The sequence below is a fragment of the Ensifer sp. GW823-FHT05D09 genome, from assembly GCF_058795755.1.
The window spans coordinates 1060522-1079460 of sequence record NZ_JBXAIA010000001.1 but is presented as its reverse complement, the minus strand read 5'-3'; the positions used below and the strand labels follow the sequence as shown (position 1 = coordinate 1079460).

The 18939-nt window shown below is 61.7% G+C and carries 21 protein-coding genes; 9 read left to right on the top strand and 12 right to left on the bottom strand.

Annotated features, from left to right (window positions below; genetic code table 11):
• Positions 1-142 precede the first annotated feature (142 nt).
• Genes AC1Q80_RS05340 through AC1Q80_RS05330 form a run of 3 tightly spaced genes read right to left on the bottom strand, consistent with a single transcriptional unit; the run spans position 143 to position 2486 of the window.
• Positions 143-1528, bottom strand: coding sequence for an ATP-binding protein (locus tag AC1Q80_RS05340; protein ID WP_173419372.1), 1386 nt, complete (start codon positions 1526-1528; stop codon positions 143-145).
• The gene (gene feuP, locus AC1Q80_RS05335) at positions 1518-2189 is read right to left on the bottom strand and encodes a two-component system response regulator FeuP (RefSeq protein WP_077504027.1); all 672 of its coding nucleotides are present in this window, start codon (positions 2187-2189) and stop codon (positions 1518-1520) included. Before feuP ends, AC1Q80_RS05340 begins: the two co-directional genes overlap by 11 nt.
• Positions 2190-2231: 42 nt before the next feature.
• Positions 2232-2486, bottom strand: a complete 255-nt coding sequence (locus AC1Q80_RS05330) for a hypothetical protein (protein ID WP_173419371.1) — start codon at positions 2484-2486, stop codon at positions 2232-2234.
• Between the two features lie 1151 nt (positions 2487-3637).
• Here AC1Q80_RS05330 and AC1Q80_RS05325 point away from each other — a divergent pair.
• Entirely contained in the window at positions 3638-3778 is a 141-nt protein-coding gene (locus tag AC1Q80_RS05325; protein ID WP_171986894.1) for a hypothetical protein, read from the top strand.
• A 323-nt stretch (positions 3779-4101) separates the two neighbouring features.
• Entirely contained in the window at positions 4102-4437 is a 336-nt protein-coding gene (locus tag AC1Q80_RS05320) for an MmcQ/YjbR family DNA-binding protein (protein ID WP_077504029.1), read from the top strand.
• Positions 4438-4481: 44 nt separating this feature from the next.
• Here the strand turns inward: AC1Q80_RS05320 and AC1Q80_RS05315 are convergent, their stop codons facing one another.
• Positions 4482-4991: a GNAT family N-acetyltransferase gene (locus tag AC1Q80_RS05315; RefSeq protein WP_492359809.1), complete on the bottom strand. Its 510-nt coding sequence runs from the start codon at positions 4989-4991 to the stop codon at positions 4482-4484.
• 108 nt (positions 4992-5099) lie between these two features.
• Positions 5100-5567 carry a YcgN family cysteine cluster protein gene (locus AC1Q80_RS05310; RefSeq protein WP_173420978.1) on the bottom strand — a complete coding sequence of 156 codons (468 nt, stop codon included), beginning with the start codon at positions 5565-5567 and terminating at the stop codon, positions 5100-5102.
• A 265-nt stretch (positions 5568-5832) separates the two neighbouring features.
• Between AC1Q80_RS05310 and AC1Q80_RS05305 the strand changes: the two genes are divergently transcribed.
• From AC1Q80_RS05305 to AC1Q80_RS05295, 3 genes are all read left to right on the top strand, one after another.
• Complete coding sequence (locus tag AC1Q80_RS05305) at positions 5833-8037, top strand: transglycosylase domain-containing protein (protein ID WP_492359808.1); 2205 nt, start codon at positions 5833-5835, stop codon at positions 8035-8037.
• Between the two features lie 150 nt (positions 8038-8187).
• The gene (locus AC1Q80_RS05300) at positions 8188-8775 is read left to right on the top strand and encodes a DUF1214 domain-containing protein (RefSeq protein WP_173419368.1); all 588 of its coding nucleotides are present in this window, start codon (positions 8188-8190) and stop codon (positions 8773-8775) included.
• The gene (locus tag AC1Q80_RS05295; RefSeq protein ID WP_209787041.1) at positions 8768-9313 is read left to right on the top strand and encodes a DUF1254 domain-containing protein; all 546 of its coding nucleotides are present in this window, start codon (positions 8768-8770) and stop codon (positions 9311-9313) included. The genes AC1Q80_RS05300 and AC1Q80_RS05295 overlap by 8 nt, the downstream gene beginning before the upstream one ends.
• A gap of 226 nt (positions 9314-9539) precedes the next feature.
• Here AC1Q80_RS05295 and AC1Q80_RS05290 read toward each other — a convergent pair whose 3' ends face one another.
• From AC1Q80_RS05290 to AC1Q80_RS05280, 3 genes are all read right to left on the bottom strand, one after another.
• Positions 9540-9713 (bottom strand): hypothetical protein, encoded by a 174-nt coding sequence (locus AC1Q80_RS05290; RefSeq protein WP_171986895.1) that lies wholly within the window; start codon positions 9711-9713, stop codon positions 9540-9542.
• 313 nt (positions 9714-10026) lie between these two features.
• Positions 10027-10311, bottom strand: coding sequence for a hypothetical protein (locus tag AC1Q80_RS05285; protein WP_173419366.1), 285 nt, complete (start codon positions 10309-10311; stop codon positions 10027-10029).
• Between the two features lie 156 nt (positions 10312-10467).
• Entirely contained in the window at positions 10468-11211 is a 744-nt protein-coding gene (locus tag AC1Q80_RS05280; RefSeq protein WP_492359807.1) for an SH3 domain-containing protein, read from the bottom strand.
• Positions 11212-11505: 294 nt separating this feature from the next.
• On the opposite strand from AC1Q80_RS05280, the gene AC1Q80_RS05275 reads away from it, so the two are divergent.
• Entirely contained in the window at positions 11506-12576 is a 1071-nt protein-coding gene (locus tag AC1Q80_RS05275; protein WP_492359869.1) for a DUF2336 domain-containing protein, read from the top strand.
• A 79-nt stretch (positions 12577-12655) separates the two neighbouring features.
• Here the strand turns inward: AC1Q80_RS05275 and AC1Q80_RS05270 are convergent, their stop codons facing one another.
• From AC1Q80_RS05270 to AC1Q80_RS05260, 3 genes are all read right to left on the bottom strand, one after another.
• Positions 12656-13015 carry a DUF1491 family protein gene (locus tag AC1Q80_RS05270; RefSeq protein ID WP_492359806.1) on the bottom strand — a complete coding sequence of 120 codons (360 nt, stop codon included), beginning with the start codon at positions 13013-13015 and terminating at the stop codon, positions 12656-12658.
• Between the two features lie 158 nt (positions 13016-13173).
• A complete protein-coding gene (locus AC1Q80_RS05265) occupies positions 13174-14139 on the bottom strand; it encodes a peptidoglycan-binding domain-containing protein (RefSeq protein ID WP_173419363.1) in 966 nt (321 codons plus the stop codon).
• Positions 14111-15682 carry a sensor histidine kinase gene (locus tag AC1Q80_RS05260; protein ID WP_492359868.1) on the bottom strand — a complete coding sequence of 524 codons (1572 nt, stop codon included), beginning with the start codon at positions 15680-15682 and terminating at the stop codon, positions 14111-14113. The genes AC1Q80_RS05265 and AC1Q80_RS05260 overlap by 29 nt, the downstream gene beginning before the upstream one ends.
• Positions 15683-16318: 636 nt before the next feature.
• On the opposite strand from AC1Q80_RS05260, the gene AC1Q80_RS05255 reads away from it, so the two are divergent.
• The 3 genes from AC1Q80_RS05255 (at position 16319) to AC1Q80_RS05245 (ending at position 18338) form a co-directional block, all read left to right on the top strand.
• On the top strand, positions 16319-16774 hold the full coding sequence (locus AC1Q80_RS05255; protein ID WP_209787047.1) for a DUF5330 domain-containing protein: 456 nt from the start codon (positions 16319-16321) through the stop codon (positions 16772-16774).
• Positions 16775-16987: 213 nt separating this feature from the next.
• The gene (locus AC1Q80_RS05250; protein WP_492359805.1) at positions 16988-17722 is read left to right on the top strand and encodes a hypothetical protein; all 735 of its coding nucleotides are present in this window, start codon (positions 16988-16990) and stop codon (positions 17720-17722) included.
• A 193-nt stretch (positions 17723-17915) separates the two neighbouring features.
• The gene (locus tag AC1Q80_RS05245) at positions 17916-18338 is read left to right on the top strand and encodes a SufE family protein (RefSeq protein ID WP_173419360.1); all 423 of its coding nucleotides are present in this window, start codon (positions 17916-17918) and stop codon (positions 18336-18338) included.
• Between the two features lie 168 nt (positions 18339-18506).
• Here AC1Q80_RS05245 and AC1Q80_RS05240 read toward each other — a convergent pair whose 3' ends face one another.
• Positions 18507-18938, bottom strand: coding sequence for a Ros/MucR family transcriptional regulator (locus AC1Q80_RS05240; protein ID WP_065782210.1), 432 nt, complete (start codon positions 18936-18938; stop codon positions 18507-18509).
• Position 18939: the final 1 nt, after the last annotated feature.

Sequence of the window (18939 nt, the reverse complement as noted above, 5' to 3'; positions counted from 1 at the left end):
CTCTCTACTGCGGGGGGCTCCGACTGTACCGACCATCAAGGTCGAGTGAAGACTTCCCCTTTGATTTTCTTTTGGCATTCCCTGTTGACAGAGGCAACGGCTGGGGCCGTCGACGCGATACTTTCGCGCGCCAGTGTGACACCTAAACCGCAGCCGGCAGCACCAGCTCTGCACGCAGCCCGCCCTCATCCCGACGCGACAGCGTCAGCGTGCCCTGATATTCTCGCACGATTTCACTGACGATCGACAGCCCGAGGCCTGTTCCCGGCTTGCTTTCGTCCAGCCGCTTGCCGCGCTTCAACGCCAACGCGATCTGATCGGGATCAAGACCAGCTCCGTCGTCGTCAACGTCGAGGACGATCCATTGCCGCCCGCTCTCCTTCGCATGCTGTTCGTTTAGAGCCGGACGAACATTGAGCCACACCTCGCCCCTGGCGTGGCGGGCAGCATTTTCAAGCAGATTGCCGACGGTTTCTTCGACATCCTGCAGTTCCATGGCAAGCACTAGGCCTGGTGGATTGATCGACAGATGAACCTCTTTTTCCGGATTGAGCTTGCGCATCACGCGCACCAACCGCTCCAGCGCCGGCTGCGCTTCGGTGCGGGCGAGAACGGATTCGCGCTGCGCGGCGATCCGCGCGCGGCTCAGATAGGATTGAACCTGCATCTGCATCGCATCGACCTGAGTGCGAACCAACTCGCCATGCGACGCCTCGAGCACGCGGGCCTCGTTGAGCAGAACGGCAATCGGCGTCTTCAGGGAGTGTGCGAGGTTGCCGACCTGCATGCGTGCGCGCTCGACGATGCGCCGATTGCTGTCGATCAGCGCATTCACCTCGTTTGCAAGCGGCTGGATTTCGCGCGGAAAGGCACCGTCGAGCCTTTCGCTTTCGCCGGCCCGGATTTTCTCGAGAGAGCGGCGAACCTGGTCGAGCGGCCGGAGGCCGAAGAGAATGGTCAATGCGTTCATGCCGAGCCCGCCCAAACCGAAGATGGAGAGCGCGATCGTCAGATTGCGGGTGAAGCGGTTGATGTCCGCCTCCAGCACATCGCGGTTGCCGGCAACGCGGAAACGGGCGGTGTGGCCCTGAATGTCGAGAACGACCTCGGTCTCGGCCACTTCGACCTCGTTCCCGAAGGGATCCTTGGTGGTGTAGAAGCGGACATAGCCAGTATCGAAGGGCACTTCGTCGACGCTGGCGATCGGCAGCTTCGCATTGCCGAGCGAGGTCGAGATCAGCGGTGGCGTGTCGAACTCGCCGATCGGATCGACGATCCAGTACCATCCGGTCTGCGGCTGGGAAAAGCGCAGATCGCCGAGCTGGGGGCTGCCGGCAAGCACTGTCTTCTCATTGACCGAAATCGAGTTGACGACGTTGAAAAGCTGGGCGCGCAGGAGGTCCTTGAAGCCGCGCTCCGACCCCTGTCGGTAGAGGGCGGAAATGACCACCCCGATCACGACAAGGGCGACGACGGCCCAGACGGTCGAAACCGCCAATACACGGGCCGTAAGAGATCTAATTGCCATTGCCGGGCGCTTGCATGCGGTATCCCAGACCCCGCACCGTCTCGATCAGGTCGTTGCCGATCTTCTTGCGCAGGCGACCGACAAAAACTTCGATCGTGTTGGAATCGCGATCGAAGTCCTGATCGTACATGTGCTCGACCAGTTCCGTCCGCGATACGACCTGGCCCATATGATGCATGAGATAGGACAGCAACCGGAATTCGTGCGACGTCAGCTTCAGTGCCGTCCCGTCAACGGTTGCCTTCGAGCCCTTGGTGTCGAGGCGCACGGGACCGCAGACGATCTCCGAGCTTGCGTGACCTGCCGCCCGGCGGATCAGCGCGCGGATGCGGGCAAGCACTTCCTCGACGTGGAACGGCTTGGCAACATAATCGTCGGCACCGGCGTCGATGCCGGCCACCTTGTCGCTCCAGCGATCGCGCGCCGTCAGGATCAGCACCGGCATGGTCTTGCCGCCGCCGCGCCATTTTTCGAGAACGGTGATGCCGTCCATCTCGGGCAGGCCGATATCGAGGATAACGGCGTCATAGGGCTCGGCTTCGCCGAGATAGTGTCCCTCTTCGCCGTCATAGGCCTGATCGACGACGTAGCCAGCCTCCTTCAGCACTTCGGCGAGCTGCCGGTTCAGGTTGACGTCGTCCTCGACTATCAGAATGCGCATTCGTACCCACTTCCCCTCTTTCGCAGCGTCGTCACGCGCGAATTACATCGGCACCCTTACCGTCACCTTCTTCGGTCGCCCGCCATTGCCTGGCACGAGCACCGTGATCACGCACTGGCCATCAGAGGTCGGTTGCGCCGAAAGCAGTTCGCCGCCGGTTTCCGAAACGACTTGCTGAGCGGCGGCGCTGCAATCGCCCGCCACACGAACGACAAGGTCCGTGGGCATGCGGACCTCAGGCGGAGCAAAGCCCGCAAGGCCTGCGGCAAGCGCGGCTATGATCACTGGTGAAGACATGAACGCACTTTCGACTTGGGAAGCATCATGGCAAAAGCAATAACGGATAGAGGCTGAATGGCAAATGAATGTCGGCCACCCAGCCGGGCGAACAGCTATCCGTGAATGCCGGTATCCACGGCGAACCGACCGCAGATTGCAACGATTCCCTTAAAGGCGAAACCCGGGAGGGATCAATCCATCGCCTGATACCAGCCCTGCGAAACCCTGCCCCGCGCCGTACGGAGGCGACAACCAGACGAACAGGTCGATGTTCGCGCCTCTCCCTATCGATGGTTTTCACCGCCTTTCGACAAAAGGCAATCGATCCGGTCCCGGTTCGGTGAGCCACTCCCCGGCACACAAAAAGGCAGGCGGACGCGGTGGGAGGGATACCGCGTCCGCCCGTCGCGCGGCGGCGGCAAAGCGCGCCTGCGCGATGGCATTGCACAAGTATCTCGGGCGATACTGGAAAAGGTCCAGCTTCGGCGGCAATATTACATCTCGCCTACCCGTCGCGGGCGCAGCACCCCACCAAGAGAATAGCAAAGACGCAGCCTCTGGCGATCAGTCATTTGTTAAGCCCTTTTTGCTATCATCCGACAATTGGTCAAGGACCAGGTGGGCGCAGGCTCCTTCGCCGGGCTTGCGGCAGAACTTGAAGTGAGTCCGAATATCCGAGTCCTTTGAATCCCTTGGCCGCACCTCTTCCCAAGTTGAGTCCGGACCCTGCAGGATTAAGTGAGCGCGGTCAGGCGAAGAATCCACCCCCTCCTCTAAGCCTCTGCTTTGTTTGACGCCGTCGCGCAGGCTGCAGGCGTTTCGGATCGACAGCCTTATCTCACCTCACATTGCCTGTCGCGATTTTCGGAATGCGCTGTGAGGTTTTCGCTCCCATCGTGGTGAACTCGAGCACCACCGCCGTGATCGCAAAACAGCGTTGGCTCGACAAGATCGGTTGGCCGAAGCATCACCCCTTCGACTCACACGGCGCGAAATGGCCCGCCGCTGCCAACCGCCTGAACGCAACTGTGGATCAGCTAAAAATTAATCGATTTAAAGATTTTTAAATCGTTTAAATGACTTAACCTACTGATTTACAAAGCGTTTACGATGTGAAATTGTCCGCCCATCAACTTGTCATGAAATTGCAACAGGCCCGGGAGGATCGGATGCAGACGCTCGTAAACAACCAGCAGGCATCGCAGCAGTCCAAGGTACCGCAGTCGCTGCTGGACCGTTTCGAAAGCGAATGGCGCGAAATGCGCACTGCCAGCCAGACGACACCCAAGCCCGTTCAGCCGGCTGAATAAACGCGCTGGTGGGCGAGCAGCGCTCGTCGATAATGCACCACATCAAGCTTCAAGCCGCCCGCGGTCAACGCCGCGAGCGGCCTTTGTTTGTCATTCGCCGCGGACACAAAGTGCATCTTGCACCCTGGGGCTTTCTCGCGCTCTGTGCGTGATCAGGTTGCATGCAAGTCACGCTCCGAGACAGAAATTGACGGCCACCCGGAGGCAAAATAGCGTCGCGATCTTGTCGCCAGAGAACAATGCAAAACCGCTTCGTTACGCCTGCCGGTGTGGCAATTTTCCGCCTTTTGGCCAATCGGAAAAACCGTGTTACTCTTTTTTCCATGCTGACCGACGAGATTGAAAAACTGGCGCTAAGCCTGCCGGGAACGGAAGAAAATGCCCATTTCGGCACGCGGGACTTCCGCGTGGGCAAGCGCATCTTCATGTCCCTGCCAGAGGCGGGTCGGGCGGTCTTCAAGTTCACGCCTGACCAGCAGCGCATGCTTTTGGAAATGGAGCCTGGCGTCTGTGCCGCAGTACCCGGCGGTTGGGGCGACAAAGGCTGGACTTCGCTCTACTTTGTCGAGGCCGACGAGGATCTCATCCGCCAGTCGATGGAAACCGCCTGGCGCAACGTTGCGCCTAAAAGCCTCGTGAAGAAAAACGGCCGTCATTGACGCAACTGGCGTAGAGACTTCCGGCGCATCGGGCAGAGACCACCTTAGAGAATATGGTCGAACAGCGTGACGGGCTTGTCGTGATACTCCGTCTGCGCAAACAGTTGCATTCCCAGCTTCTCGACGATCCGAATGGACGCCACATTGGCCGGACTGACGATAGCGGTGACACGGCGCCCGGCGTGATGTTCCCGCCCCCAATCGAATGCCGCCTGTGCCGCCTCGCTGGCATAGCCGCGCCCCTGCGCTGCGGGCGCGATCGTCCAGCCGGTTTCCATCGTGCCGGTCAGTGAAGGCGAAATCTCGCGGCGCAATTCCTGGAAGCCCATCTGCCCGACAAAACGACCGGAGCTTTTTTCTTCGATCACGAAATAGCCGAAGCCAAAGAACTGCCAACCGCCCTCCTGGCGCAGGAACCGCGTCCACATCTGCTCGCCGGAAAAGGGACCTGGCGCGACATGCCGAAGGATCTCGGGGTCCAACCACATCTGCTGATAGGGTTCGAAATCCTCCAGCCGTGGTCGGCGGAGAATGAGACGGTCGGTGCTGATCATCGGGGCGCCTGAGAACGATGGAATTCCATCAACCTCTAGCTGCTCTCAGTGGCGCCCGCAATGGCGCGAGCTTGCGATACCGATTCCACCGGAACGACTAACCGTCTGTTAACCTGAGCTTTTCTCTCCGACTTCCAGCGGCCAGGTCACCAGATAATCTTCGTAATCCTCAATGTCGATGCCGTCTTCGGCGACGGTGCGGCCACGCACGGAAATGCCGGCGGCGTGCACCGTCTCGGCATCGCCCGAGAGCAGCGGATGCCACCAATAGAGGTCACGACCTTCCGCCACCAGCCGATAGCCGCAGGTCGGCGGCAACCAGGTAATCTCGCGCACCGCATCCGGTGTCAGCTGGATGCAATCCGGCACCGTCGCCTGACGGTTGGGATAATCCTTACACCGACAGCTCTCGCCGTCGAGCAGCGTACAACGGATCGAGGTCCAAGCGATCTCGGCCGTCTCCCAGTCTTCGAGCTTGTTGAGACAACAGAGCCCGCAGCCGTCGCAGAGGCTTTCCCACTCCGCGTCATTCATGTCGTCAAGGCTCTTCGCCTTCCAGAAAGGCATTTCGCCCATCATCATCACACTTTCGTCAAATCGGTCGCGCTACTGCTCCGCACGTCTTATCAGACGTGCAAAGGTCGCAGTAGCGATTTGAGTTTCTCCCTGCTTTGTCCTTCAGTCGGCGACGATCGAAGGAAACATGCAGAAGAGAAATTTCGCAGAAAATTGCCGGTTTTTTAAGGCCGCCGGCGCGATATGCAAGTAGAGTGAAATTTCGCGCCGCGCAAATATCGCGGGGCGCCGGCATGATGCCAAAAGCCTTCAGGACGTTGCGACCGTGCGGGAACCGAGGAAAGACGATAACCGGCCGAAGAAACGGCACATCTTTCTGAGAATCGATTCCTGGATCGATTCGACAGTCTGGAATGCCGGATTCAAACTCTCGCAATGGTGGGAGGATACGACGATTTTCTTCCGCCGCTTCCGCGTTACCGGCTGGAAGAAAGTGGTCTTCGAGGTGCTTGGCGAAGGCATGACCTGGGGCACGGCCGGCTCGGTGCTGATGCTGGCACTGGCGCTTCCGGCCTTCGAGGAAACCAAGGGCAACTGGCGGGCGCAAAGCGATTTCGCCGTCACGTTCCTCGATCGCTACGGCAACGAAATCGGCCATCGCGGCATCATCCACGAAGATTCCGTCCCGATCGACGAGCTGCCGGATCATCTGATCAAGGCGGTGCTTGCGACGGAAGACCGGCGCTTCTTCGACCATTACGGCATCGACTTTCTCGGGCTTGCCCGTGCCATGACCGAGAACGCGCGTGCCGGTGGCGTCGTCCAGGGCGGCTCGACCCTGACCCAGCAGCTTGCCAAGAACCTGTTCCTGTCGAACGAGCGCACCATCGAGCGCAAGATCAAGGAAGCATTTCTGGCCATCTGGCTCGAATCCAACCTGTCGAAGAAAGAGATCCTGCGGCTCTACCTCGACCGCGCCTATATGGGCGGCGGCACATTTGGCGCGGCGGCAGCGGCGCAGTTCTATTTCGGCAAGGCGATCACCGACGTCAACCTGGCGGAATCCGCGATGCTTGCCGGCCTGTTCAAGGCGCCTGCGCGCTACGCGCCGCACGTCAACCTGCCGGCGGCCCGCGGCCGCGCCAACGAGGTTTTGACAAACCTCGTCCAGGGCGGACTGATGACCGAAGGCCAGGTGATTGCAGCACGTCTCAACCCGGCAACCGTCATCGACCGCGCCCAGGTGAAGGCGCCCGACTTCTTCCTCGACTGGGCCTTCGACGAAGTGCAGCGCATCGCCCGGCCGTTTGCCCAGCATTCGCTGATCGTGCGTACCACCATCGACATGGGGCTGCAGAACGCGGCCGAAGATTCGGTCGAATCCAGCCTGCGCCAATACGGCGAAAGCTTCCATGTGAAGCAGGGCGCGCTGGTCATGGTCGAAAACGGCGGCCCAGTCCGGGCGATGGTTGGCGGCCGCGACTATGGTGAGAGCCAGTTCAACCGCGCGACGCGGGCGCTGCGCCAGCCCGGCTCTTCCTTCAAGGTCTACACCTACGCGGCCGCGATGGAAAAAGGCATGACACCCGAGACCATCGTCGTCGATGCGCCGATCACGTGGCGCGGCTGGTCGCCGCAGAATTACGGCCGCAGCTACGCGGGCCGCATCACCATCCTGACGGCGATCGCCAAGTCGATCAACACGATCCCTGTGCGTCTCGCCAAGGACAAGCTCGGCACTGAACTGATCGTGCAGACCGCCAAGAACATGGGCATCGAGACGCCGCTGCGTACCGACAAGACGATGCCGCTCGGCACCTCCGAAGTGACGGTGCTCGATCAGGCCACCGCCTATGCCGTGTTCCCGGCAGGCGGGCTGCAATCGCGCCGGCACGGCATCAGCCAGATCCTGAACTATGACGGCGACATCCTCTACGACTTTTCCCGCGATGAACCGCCGGCCAAGCGCATCCTGTCCGAACAAGCCAATGCGTCGATGAACTCGATGCTGACACAGATCCCGGTGATCGGCACGGCACGCAAGGCGGCACTCGACAACGGCATCGTCACGGGCGGCAAGACCGGCACCACCCAGGCCTACCGCGATGCCTGGTTCGTCGGCTTCACCGGCGATTACACGACCGCGGTCTGGTTCGGGAACGACGACTATACTTCGACCAACAATATGACCGGCGGGTCGCTGCCGGCCATGACCTTCAAGAGGCTGATGGACTATGCCGAACAGGGGATCGACCACCGCCAGATTCCGGGAATAACCAATCCCGCACCTGCCCCGAGCAAGCAACCACAGGTCGCCAACGCCAAGCCGGATGAAAATGCCCTGCCTCCACTTGTGCGGCCGCGCTCTCTTTCGGCGGATGTCACGCGGTTGCTGCGTTCCGTGGGCGAAACCTTCGAGAAAGCTCCCGCCTTGAAAGCGCCTGAGAAGAATGGCGGCAAGGTGGCTGTCCTCGGCGCCACCGACGGTGGATCTACCCAAGAGGGTCTCCCGAATGCCGCCAGCAACTGAACGCGCTCGAAACCTTGATGTCAGAGACCGGATCGATGCTGGCTGCCAGCTCGGCAGAATGATCGCCGTTGCGTCGCGCGCGCGTATGGGCGAGACATGGGCAGCGCTGCGCCGTGCCGCGACGCATAACCATATTCGATAGAGCCGCCATTGTTCCGAATTCCCCTCCTCGCCGCCCTTGCCCTTGCCATCGCCTTCGGCGGCGGCATCGCGTCGGCCGTCTGGGCGCTGAAGGCGACGGTCGGTTTCGGCGCCATATCGATCGGTCCGTGGGTTGCCTTTCCCGAGGCACAGACCGATAAGGCCGACCCCTATGCCAAGGCGCACCGCGCCCGGGCCGGCGAACTGCTCTACGGCGGCGCCGAAGGGTTGATGTTCATGGCCCAGGTCGATGACAAGGGAGACAAGCTTTCGGCGGCCTGCTCCTACGATGTCACGGGGCTGACGCCGCAAGCACGGTTCTGGACGCTCTATGCTGCGAATGCCGACGGCGTCCCGTTGCGCCCCGGCTCGGATCTGCCTTGGGCCATCAATTCATGGACGGTGCTGCGCGCCGAAGACAGTTCCTTTAGCATCCATGTCTCGCCGAACGCCAAGCCGGACAACTGGGTGGCATTGCGGCATTCAGGCACCTTCCGGCTCATACTGACGCTGCTCGATACACCGACCGCAGGCTCCTCCGGCCTCATCGATCTCGCAATGCCGAAGGTCGTGAAAACGGGATGCGGCGATGCGTAGTGTTCTGTTCGCCTCCATCCTTGGCCTCGTGGGCGCGGCACTGCTGCATATCGTCATCGTGCTGGTGCTGCCGCAGTTTACCGGTCGTGACGCCTATACGCGTGTGCTCGGCCTTCTCGAGATGGACAGCTTCTTTTCCTTGACCAGCACGCCCGGGCCGACGGGTCTCAGCAATGACGACCCTTACCTGCGCACGGCGGTTTGCAGCTTTTCCATCGCCGATGGACCGGCGCGTTTCCTCGCCAGCGGCTCGGTTCCCTTCTGGTCGCTCGCCGTTTTCGACAGCAGCTCCAACGAAGTCTTCAGCATGAACGACCATACCGCCGTCAACGGCAGGCTGGATCTTGTGGTCGCGACGCCGATCCAACTGGTTGAACTGCGCAAGGCGCCGCCGGAAGCCCTGGCGCAATCGATCATGGTGGAGATGAAGGAAGAGGATGGCTACGCGGTGCTGCGCGCCATGGCGCCGCTTGACAGCTTTGAAGACCAGGTGCGGAATTTCCTGGCGGAATCAAGCTGCGAGCCGTTCCGGCGCTGACGCATGTCGCGCGAAAGCAAAAACTTAAATCGCCATAAGTGAACCGGGACGATCACGCGTCGGGCCGTGCAATCTGATCGTCAGAAGATCCGACCTTCAGTCTCGCCGTTTCTATTCAAATGTCGTGAAGAAGATGATCGCGTCCGCACAGACGGAGCGTTGTCAGCACGAACAAAGCCGTGCTTAAGCCGGCCGATGGGGCCGACACATGGCGGTGGCTAGAAGCCTACTGCTTTTTGATCCGACGTCCGTCAGGCGCGGTTGGCTGCGGGTCGCGGCCGTCGAGACGCTCGTAGCGGATGCCGGTAAACAAAAGCACTTTCGCTCCGCCCGATATGGCCGGAGGCCTGCGTGGTGGCATTTGGACCTTGCGGTCCTCAATTCTGATCACGTCTGCCATGCTCGTCTCCATAAAGGCTTGAGACGGATGAACTACCGTACAGATTTCACCCTGCCCTTTCGGGGCCAGCGCATTTTCCCGGGCATAACCCGGACAGGCGCGCTTTTCTCATCTTCTCCTTCTTCCGGTCGCCCGGAGGTTGCGGCTTGCTCGAGTGGTACAGACCAATCATAGACGGTCCGCTTCGATTGAGCCATAGGCTGGTTAACAGATGGTTAACGCCGCATCTGCGCCCCGAACCTAAGGGCAGTATGTCCCCCGGAAAAACAAAACACTGTATCCGGGGTAACAGCTTTGGGCGGACGGGGAACGGCTAGCGCCTGGATAACAGGCCAAAGAGGAACGAAACACCGGCAACGGTCAGAAGCGTCGAAATCGGCTCTTCGCGGACGCGCTCGCGCACCCGCTCCGTCATCAATTCCGCTTCACCCTGCACCACCGCCTTGGCACCAGTACCTATCGCCGAAACGGTCTCGGTCAGTCGGCTGATCTCGGCGCGCAACTCCGCGATCTGCGCCTCCAGCTCGACCCGGGCTGCCGATGTTTCCACTTCACTTTCGATCGTGTCAGCCACCGCCTGCAGTTTCTTTTCTACCATTGCAACGCTCCTTCTCTTGCCCGGCCTCAACGCATCGAAGCAACAATGGTTCCGACGACAAGCCGAAAGCCCGTGCGAAAACGAAAACGGGCGACCCAAGGGCCGCCCGTCTGGAAGCGAGGGCAAAACCGCCCGCCGCTCTTCATTTCACCCACATCATTCTACGCAGGATGGGTCCATCGCCTGGCATCGAATGAGCGGGGCTGGGCGCGCGCCGCCATAACCATCCTCGAAATCTTCCCGGACACGGACGCCGTCGCGATCACGGCGACGCTCCCATTCGCGGCGGTTGTCGCCGCCCGCCTGATCGTCCCAACGTTCGCCATCCCTTCGGTTGCGCTCCCAGTTCTGGCGATCTCGATCCCGTTCGCGCTGCTCGCGCGCCTGGTCGCGCGTCCACTCGCGCTCCTGCCGGACGCGGTCGCGTTCCCAGTCGCGGCGATCACGGTCGCGCTGACGCTCCCAGTCCCGCGGGCGACGGTTGTCGTCGACCCAATCCGGCCCGCGGCGCCAGCGGTCACGGTCTCGATAGAAGTCACGGCTGCGATAGTTGCGATCCCAGTAGCGATCAAACTGGAAGACCACCGTCGGGATACCGAGCGGGCGGTAATATTGCGGTTCGACATAGACCCTGTTGCGGCGATAGTTCGCCTGCACATAGCGCCCCGCTACCCAGCCGCGGCCGCCATAAAAGGAAACGTCGCACCAGGGTAGGTCGGCAAGGCAGCCGTGGATTTCAACGGACTCGCCGGCCGGGATCATCGACACCGCCGGATAGCGCGTGCTTGGACCGGACCGCATATTGACGTTGGCAGTTGCAAATCCCTCTGCAGCCTCGGCGATCGCCGGCGCCAGGAAAAGCGCGCATATGGCCGCCGCGCGCAACACTATTTTCTTCACAGTAAGCTGTCTCCCATCGGAAGGCCCCTCTTCACTAAGCCTTCTTGCGTCGGCGGGCGTCCGGAACCCTTCACCGTCACCGCGATCACTTAAAGCCGCTTGTGGATTTTTTAAGGCTGGAGGCGATCGAACCCACAGCAAGCAGGGCTTTACGGCAGAAACCACACAAAACCGCCCGCGGCTTGCGCGCCGCAAGCCTGAATAAAGCCCCAACCTCCATAGTTAACAGTACGCTAACGCTTTTCTTTTATTTTTAGTGACGTGTGCCGTTCCGGGTCGCCGGCAATGGCAATCATGTTTTGCGTGCAAGGATTTATCGTGACGGATCGCTTTCGTGAGTTGGAAAGGCCACAGACGGGCCGCTTGAAGGACGTCGTCCTGATGGCAACCGTCAGCGGTTTCGAGAGCCTGCGAATTCCGCGCAAGTCCGATATGAAGCAGTTTTCCGAACTGTTCGAACCCCTGTTCCTCGGCTCCAGCAGCGAAGCGCGCCGTCAGGCCGCCGCCGCGCTGTCGCAATGCCCCCATGTTCCCGAACCGGTCGCAGCTTTGATCGGCAGCATGCCGATCTCGATCGCCGCCATTTTCCTGACCCGCTCGCAAGCGCTTTCGGATCGAACGCTGATCGGCATCATCCGCCAGCACAGCGCGGCGCATGCTAGCGCGATTGCGCGCCGCGCCGCCCTGTCCCCGTCCGTCATCGATGCCTTGGTCGAACACCACAACCCCGCGGATCTTTCCGCCCGCCCAGACGTGCAGCAACGACCAGTCACGGCTCCGTCAGCTTCGGCCGAGCCGGATGCCGACGCCGAAGTGGATCGAGCCGCGCGCGAGGAGAGCCTGCGCGCGGAGATAAAGGCGCTTGCGCGTACCGGTGCGCGCGAAGCCGCGTCCACCATCGTCCCGATCAGCGGGCTGCACAGCGCGCTGCTGGTGCGTTTTGCTCGGAGCGGTGAGATCATCCTGTTCTCTCGTGCGCTGGCGACGGCGCTCGATGCCGGCGGCCCTCTGGTCGAGCGCATTCTTCTCGACGTCTCCGGCCAGCAGCTGGCGACGAGCCTGATTGCCCTTTCGCTGCCAAGCGACGATCTCATCTTCGTCCTGCAATCGCTCTATCCGCATCTCGCCGAGCGCATCGGCGGGGCCAGCCGCGCGGAAGCCTTGACCGGCACAATGGACCCGAAGTCAAGTAGAGAGCGGCTTGACGCCTGGCTGCAGTCGGACGCGCGGGAAGACGCGCCCACAGCACGGCACCAGGCCTATCTTGCCGACGACCATGCCAATGATGCCCGTCAGCCCGCCATCCGCAAGGTCGCTCCGGCAATCGGTGGCGCCAGGGCGCAACGTGTGTTCGGCCGCCGATAGTTTTCAGCCGCAGCGAGCTCTGTGCACGACCGAGCGCGTTCCATTCCAAGTGGAGAGGCAAGCGCCTCTCACTGATGTTTCAAGAGAGATTTTTTCCCTCGTCCGGCACGACATCGAACAGATCGGCGCGATCATCCAGTTCGATCTCGACGATCCAGCAATCCGGATCGAAGCGGATTTCGCGAGCAAGCGCATCCTCCACCGCATCGCCGTCACGATCCTTCAGCCGCGTCTCGAACTTGCGGCCGGTATCGGCGTCGTCTTCGAAGAAATTTTGCGGCGCCGGCGCAAACAGCGTCTCGGTCCCCATGCGCGTACGCTGGCGGATGAAGATCGCGCCGGCGTCCTCCGCCCCTTTGCGCAGGACGGCCGCATACCCCCCGAGCGCGAAAGCACGGCGTAGCAAGGCGGAGACGAAGATGTGGGATTTGAGGCGCATGGTGATGCCTGTACACGGGCGGCGGCGGGCTTGCAAACCGGATGCGCCGCGAGGAAGCACCGCGGCCTCCCAAGTCGTTGGCTGGCGCGCCTGCACGACGCATCAAAGACGCCGTGCCATGGGCACCCCGGTTGCCTGACCTTGCCGGAGACGGTGCGTCAGAGCGCGCCGATCTCCTTGAGCTTCTTCAGTACTTTGGGATTGGGCTCGCCGGTCTGCGGCAGGCGGTAGTGCTTTTCGAAATGGCGGATCGCAGCGCGCGTCTGATCTCCGGCAACGCCGTCGACGACAATGTCGGCGTAGGCGAGATTGCTCAACCCCTTCTGGATGTTCAGCACCAGTTCGCTGGAAACCGGGATTTCGGCCCGCGGGATCAGCATCTTGTCCGTCTCGGCCGAACGGATGGCGGCAGCGACCGGGTCAACGTCGGCAACGGCCTGTTTCGGGTCGGCGTAGGGCCGGTTTGCAGGCATGGCGGCTGCCAGCTTCGGGCCCGACGTGGCGCGCAGCGTGTGCAGAAGCTCGGCGCTCGCGATCCCCGTCTGGGGCCGCCCGGCCTGTTTCTCGAACCGCAGGATGGCGGCCGACGTGCGTGGGCCCGGGCGCCCATCCGGCACGCCATCGTAAAGACCGATGCGTCCCAATTCCTTCTGGACGTCCGCGACCAGCGGCGACGCGGATGTGTCCGGCACGGAGGCGACCCGCTCGGGCGTCGGCTTTTCCAACGGCGCTTCGGATGATGATGCTGCAATCACGTCTTCGACGCTCTCCGCGTCTTTGTCGCCCTCGCGCTTGATGACGAAGGTCGTGACATTGCGCGGCTCGATCTCGGCGCCCTTGGCGACGGCGATGCGCTCGGCCGTCTCGGGACTGACGAGCGGCACGCGGGTGCGAAGCAGAGGTGATGGATGTGAGCCGTGCTGATACCACATGGCGTTGGCGGCAACGAACGAGAACACAACGGCAAAGGCAGCCGTACCGCCGGCACTCAAGGGGTGGCGGGCGACCACCCGGCCGGCAAGCGCAACACCTCGGCCGGCGAGCGCCAGCCCACGCATGGCAAGGCCTGGCGCGGGACGCGCCGCCTTCTTGCGTTCAGGCTGTTTTCGCTTGCGCGGCGCCATATCCCCGTTCCTCGTTCGTCCTTTCGAATCGGTCGCCATCGGCAACCGCCTGCGTGTCGTTATCTCTCAGCCGCGGCGGAAATTCGACAGTCACGGCCGAGCGCTGTTCTTCGCGGTTGGCCTCGACGATGCCGGAGCCGTCACAAGGCAGCGTAACGGTAATCACCGTGCCTTCGCGTTCACGGCTACGGATCGTAATCTCGCCACCGTGAAGCGCCACGAGGCCCTTGACCAGCGACAGACCGAGGCCGGTGCCCTCGTAGCGGCGGGTGTAGTCGTTCTGGATCTGGACGAAGGGCTGCCCCAACATCTGCAATTTGTCGGCGGCGATGCCAATACCTGTGTCGCTGACTGTCAGCTTCAGGGAAGGACCGTCAAGCTCGGCGTCGATCGTCACCATGCCACCCTGATCGGTGAACTTGATGGCGTTCCCGACAAGATTGATGAGAACCTGCTGGAAGGCGCGCTGGTCGGCATTGATCTCGCCAACGTTGCGGGTCACGCGGCTTGCCAGCTTGACGCCCTTCTCCTGCGCCTGATGCGACAGCATTGCTTCGCAGGCGGAGACCGCTTCGACCACGCGGAAGGGTTCAGGAACCAGTTCGTAGCGGCCCGCCTCGATCTTGCTCATGTCGAGCATGGTGTTGACGACGGACAGAAGGTGTTCGCCCGACTGGTGGATCAGGCTGACATATTCGCGCTGGCGGTCGTTCTCCAGACGGCCGAAGTATTCGCCGGTCAAGACGTCGGAGAAGCCGAGGATGGCATTGAGCGGCGTACGCAGCTCGTGGCTGACGGCGGCAAGGAAACGGGTCTTGGCATCGTTTGCCGATTCCGCTTCCGCCGTTCTCGCCGCCGCTTCGGCGCGCAGCCGCGCTTCCTGCGAGACATCGCGCGACTGCGCAAGGATCGCCTTCAGACCGCCGTTGCGATCGAGAAGCGGTGCAAGCTCGCAGCACATATGAACGAATTGTTCGCCTTCCGTCGGCTGCGAACGACGCTCGATGCGAATGTTGACGGTCGCCCGCTCGCCGCCCTGGCGCAGAATGTCGATCGCACTCAGGAACGTGATGCGGTCGGAGACATGGATCTGCTCGATGAAGCCGCGGCCAGCCGGGTCGCGCATCAGCGTCAAATGCTCGGCGGCGTCGCGGCCATGCACGGAGAGAACATTGCCACGCAGGTCGTGCACGGTGACGAGACCGGCGAAAAGGTCGTAGGCGGCCGAAAGATCAGGAAGCTCGTGTGTCGCCGCATCGAGATCAAGCGTCTCGGCACCTTGCTTGCCACGCCCACGCGCAATGGCAGCCGCGGCGGCCAGTAGCGAGGCGGACGCCCAGAGTGCTGTGCCGAGCGGCAATGCGGAGGAAACGGGCATTGCGAGCGCGAGTGCAAGCGGGACTGCCGGAAGCGTGGTCAGGGACACTGCAGCGACCGTGCGCAGACGCTTGAGGTCCCGGCGGCCGACGGCGGAGCCGGCCTCGCGGCGAGGCAGCCACAGGGCAGCGGCCTCGTCCACGCGGGACGTCCATCTGCCAACCATGTCACGCAATACGCTCACGCCTTACCCTGCCACATTTGTTGTTCTTGCGAGACTGAGCGTGACCGTTTTCCGCTTCATGCGGGCCGCCATTCGAACTGCCTCGTGACATGTCGGAATCTCGCATCCCCGGCTTAATGAAAGAATAAGCGGGACTGTCCCGGAACGGCGCCAAATGCCTGAAAAATCCCGTTTTGAGGCAATTCGCGTGACCTTCATTTCTTGTGGTTAACGGGGCGTAAGCAACGGATTTCCGTGCATTTTCCGCCTCTCGTTAAGGATTTGGGCAAGGCGCTCCGGTGCCGTTGCCTACGCTTTCAGGCTTTGCCGGCGGACCGCCGCCACGATCCTTAACGGCAAAAGCTAAAATGCGACACAAATGCCAGGCAAATCCTCGAAATCGGGAATTTCATTAAAATTCGAAACAAATGCTGCGGTTTTTTGAAAAGCGGTCTTGTGATTCCCTGCCTAATGTCCGTCTCAACAAAGGGCCGGACGACGAAAGACGGCGGTCCTCATGGAAACGACGGCGGGCGTGAACGGGTATCAGGGGATACAGCGGCGCTCCAGGATGCCGAAGGCGGAAAAACCGGCTAGAAGACCGGCGGGCGCGGCAGCCGAATACAGGATGGGCAGAACATGTGGTTTCTCATCAAGGCGACATTCTGGTTTTCGATGGTACTGGTGCTGCTGCCGTTCCTCGATCCGTCGAGCGCGGAGAAGCTGGAGCACGGACCGAAGGTCGAGCTCGGCGATACTTTCTCTGCCGCCAACGAGGCCTTCCAGTACATCAGCGCCATCTGCATCCAGAAGCCTGACGTCTGCGAGAAAGGTGCTGAAACCTTCGTCGCTCTTGGCCACCGGGCTCGTGAAGGCGCCCGCATCGCCTACGAATTCCTCGACACGCAGTTCGCCGAGACCGATGCGATTAAGCCCGACGCCAAGGTAACGACCGGAACCGTGGGCCAGGTGGCCGAGACCGCCGATCAACTGGCAGCTCCCGTCGAACAGACTGCCGCGGAGGCTGCTCCAGTTTTCAAGCGGACCCCGGTTCCGGAAAAGCGCCTCGATCCCAAGGCATCGCTGACCCAGTAAGCATTTCTTCCGGCAACAGCAGGTCCGTCCGACCGCCGCCGAAACATCCTTTGACACTGCCTGACTTGCCGCCTTCATGCGGCCGCCGCGAGGAACCCATCCCCTCGCGGCGTTTTCTTTTTTCGGGCTGCAACCGAAGGGCGGTCCGGCGACAGGCTCGCACAAGACATGGCTGTTTAGGTCCCCGCACATTCAGCGGAGACTACTGCCCCGATGCAGATATACGGGTTCTTTTCAAATGCCGGCGCGACGCGTGCGACCACAACCGGATCGCCAGCCGCGACCGACGCGGCAGCGCTCGAGCAAAAGAACGGGTCTCCTCTTCTCAATCTCTTGCGCGCGGATGAAGAAACCGCTGCCAGCCGCAAGGCCGTGGCCAAGAAGAAGCTGGACGAGCTGAAGGAACAGCTGCGAATGCTGCGGTTTTGGGCTTCGGACCCGGAAACGCTCGCGCGGCTCGCAAAACAGCTGGCCCAGCAGCTTGGCGCAGCCGCACAGCAATTCGCCGGCGGCGGCTCGACCGGCATGACAGGCGGAGGCGGCGTTGCTACGGCAGGTGCTGCATCCGCGGCAACAGCGGCTGACATGGCGGCGATGCAGGCAAGTACAGCCGAGGCGGCAAATACAGGCGGCGAAGAAGGCAACGATCACGACAAGCCGCAGCCTTCGTCCTTTGCGGAGCGCGCCTATCGCGAATTCAGCTCCGACGGCTCGCAGGACAGCTCCGACGCAAGGACGATCGCGGAGTTCAAGTCGCTCGCCGAGCAACTCAAGCAAGTGCTGAGGAAGGCAGAACAGGATCTGCGCGCCAAAGGTGCGGGCAACGATGCGGATGACGCGAGAAAGGCAAGCAACACCCTCGCCACCTCGATGGCATCCCTCGATGCGGCGGGCACAGCCGGCGCGCCAGCCAGTGCCGTCACAATTCCCACAAGCGTTTCGATCTAGCGCACCAGCTTCGACCGAAATGAGCGCTGACGCATCCGAGTGGCGATTCGCGGTTCTCATCTGTGCTACCATCACCTATATGAACGTCACGCCGATCGCGATGCCGTCAGGGCTGGCGAGGATCGCGCGGTATGGGCATCGCTCTCGAGCGGCGACGGGCGCCGCCTGATGGTGCCGACAATCGGACTGGACCATGACCACGCTTGACCAGATTATCGACGACTTCGCCTTCCTCGACGAATGGGAGGATCGCTACCGCTATGTGATCGAACTCGGCAAAGCTCTGCCCGAGATGCCGGAAGCCAAGCGCACCGGCGAGAACAAGGTGCAAGGCTGCGCCAGCCAGGTCTGGCTCGCCACCCAGGCGACCGGCGACCCGGAAGATCCGGTATTGATCTTCGAAGGCGAATCCGATGCGCACATCGTGCGCGGATTGGTCGCCATCGTGCTGACGATCTATTCCGGCAAGCATGCCTCTGAGATCGCCAGGCTGGATGCGATCGATACGTTCAGCAAGATCGGCCTGATCGAGCACCTGTCGACGCAGCGCGCGAACGGCCTGCGCTCGATGATCCGGCGGATCAAGAATGAAGCCGAGACGCGCCTCGCCGCTTGAGATCACGGCTGCGTGCTATCCTCGGAACCAAGCCTTGTGAATAGCCACACTTTCCCAAACCACAAAAGATAAAGGCCGGGCAAAAGCCCGGCCTTTATATGAACTTACGCTCCGCCCCTCAAACCAAACCAGCGCAGAGCGCGATCACGGCGATGGACGGCGGTTTGCTTACTTGCCGCGACGCTTGCGACGCTGGCCGAGGCCCATTTCCTTGGCGAGGCGCGAACGGGCTTCGGCGTAGGCCGGAGCAACCATCGGGTAGTCGGTCGGCAAGTCCCACTTCTCGCGATATTCTTCCGGCGACAGGCTGTGATGCGTCATCAGGTGGCGCTTCAGAGATTTGAACGTACCGCCACATTCGAGGCAGGTGATCTGGTCGTCCTGAACGGATTTGCGGACCGATACGGCCGGCTTCGGCTTTTCGACGGGAACCACGACCGGCGCCGGCGCCGCCGTGTTGTTGAGAGCCGAATGGACGTCGGCGATCAGCGTGGAGAGCTCGGCGGCCGGAACTACATGGTTGCTGACATAAGCGGAAACGATCTCAGCCGTCAGTTCAACCAGAAGTTCATGGCTCGCGCCAAGCGTTGTTTCAGTCATT